Below are 1,779 nucleotides of genomic sequence, written 5' to 3'. Positions count from 1 at the left end.
AATTCCTTTGTATAGTGTTTCCTAGGTTCCATTTCATCCTCCAATTAAGACTATTTTCTCTTAACTGGAGTGTCCGGGTCTATTAGACCATATCACCTGGATACAAAATCAGGCACTGGTTTGGAAGGTCTGAAGCGGCGATAGATGCCATTGGAATCAGAGCTGAAGAAGAGCCGACTTTGCCCAAGACCGGGTTCCAATGGTATAAATTAGGTGCCGTTGGCGGATGGGGTGGCACGGCGTTCGAAGATCCGCTTGTGAGCGCCTCGGTCAGAGTCACGAAAATCAGAGTGACCGCTGGTTGTTATGTATATCGTGTTAAGTTCGAGTATTCCAGTGGTGCAAAACAGACTGACCACGGAGGCTCTGGGCCCTCCCTTTGTCCACTAAGTTGGGTCGGGCCCATTGCCGAGGAACAATCATTCGATCTCGACCAGGATGAATTTATCCGGGGTATTAACGGGCGCTCTGGCAGATACATCGACCAATTGGAGTTTGTAACCAATAAGCGCACCATCGGACCTTTTGGAGGAGATGGGGGAGAGCCTTTTTACATGATCGCCCCGCCTGACTTTAAGGTGAAGAGGCTGTTCGGGCGTTCCGGGGCTTTCATTGACGGCCTTGGCATCATCGTCGAAAAATGAAACCATTTGGAACTCAAGCCTTAGGTTTTCCTGTATTTGACCTTAAACCCTACCTGGATTGAGAAAGAGTAAGGGGTGGGAATCATTTGGAAACTATTCTCAGGCAAGTTAGTTCAGCTGTGTGCCAAACTCGGCGCCCCTCAGCTTGCTCGTTAGGTTCGCATGTCCATCCTCATCAAGACTTACGAAGCCGTTTTTGAGCAATACTCGGCCGCGATGAGGCGGATGGCAGGACTTGGCATAAAACTGGTTCCGGCAAGAACCTCGCACTACGAAAAGGTTATTGGGCACTGGAAAGATGCGTATAAGACTGCAACTGCTGACGAAGAGCGACAGATATTCCCTAATTTCGTCAGTTCAAAGTTTGGAGTATTTGACTTTGTGAGTATCTATAAAGTATTTGGGGGAATGTCGGCCCATCAGCTCACATCTGTTATTGAGAAGCTTCGAAAAGGTGTAAATGGGGCAATTAACACAACAGCGAAACACCAGAATTCACCGCTGCTTGCAATTTCCTTTTTGAAGCTGCAGTTGCAGCAAAGGCACATCACTGTGGTAGAAATATTGAGGCCATTCTCGACGCCAGGTCAAAATAAGATTAAGAGCAATGCTCGAAAGGCGTCCATTCTGTTAGAAACGATACTTGCGGGGCAGGTAGGTTCTGGCCACTGTGGAATTGTCATTTTGGATGTTTCCAAAATTTTGAACAGGGGCGAAGCTATATACCAAGGCAACCTAGCAAGCTTATGCGGAGTTGCAAAAATTAAAGGCTGCGTAACATCAGTTAGTAAGAAAAACCGTGCACGGATGCGGCATTTTAGTTAGCGTGCGACTTAATCTAAATGTCGCACCACCATGGGCAAATGAATGTAAGTATTGATGAAAACCATTTAGAAAAAGCTTGCTGATGGGCCGTCCTTTATCGTAATCGGGTTCGAGAGGATCAAGCGTTATAGCACAACCAGATAATTTTGATTATAATTTAGAGATGGCCTATTCACTGGATATCCGCCGTAAAGTCCTGTCTGTCAGAGAGAAAGAAGGACTTACGATAGCCGAGGTTGCGGCCCGGTTTGATGTTGGCGTGGCGAGCGTGACGCGTTGGGTTAAGAACATCCATCGTAAACCTCAAGGG

Annotated in this window: 3 protein-coding genes; all 3 read left to right on the top strand. The window is 47.0% G+C overall.

All coding sequences use genetic code 11. The features are described from left to right. The first annotated feature begins 179 nt into the window (after positions 1-179). The gene (locus BM122_RS21145; protein ID WP_074907640.1) at positions 180-644 is read left to right on the top strand and encodes a jacalin-like lectin; all 465 of its coding nucleotides are present in this window, start codon (positions 180-182) and stop codon (positions 642-644) included. 162 nt (positions 645-806) lie between these two features. Continuing rightward, positions 807-1,469 (top strand): hypothetical protein, encoded by a 663-nt coding sequence (locus tag BM122_RS21140; RefSeq protein WP_143083595.1) that lies wholly within the window; start codon positions 807-809, stop codon positions 1,467-1,469. A 163-nt stretch (positions 1,470-1,632) separates the two neighbouring features. Then, positions 1,633-1,779 (top strand): IS630 transposase-related protein (locus BM122_RS21135; protein ID WP_143083587.1); only part of this gene is annotated, 147 nt, incomplete at its 3' end.

The sequence above is a fragment of the Nitrosomonas communis genome, assembly GCF_900114745.1.
In the GTDB taxonomy this organism is placed as follows: Bacteria; Pseudomonadota; Gammaproteobacteria; order Burkholderiales; family Nitrosomonadaceae; genus Nitrosomonas; species Nitrosomonas communis_A.
Note: the sequence above shows the minus strand (reverse complement) of the source record. Positions and strands in the feature narration are given on the sequence as shown.

Excerpts from the sequence above, each read along its gene's own strand:
- BM122_RS21140 (WP_143083595.1), top strand. The coding sequence starts at position 807 with ATGTCCATCCTCATCAAGACTTACGAAGCCGTTTTTGAGCAATACTCG.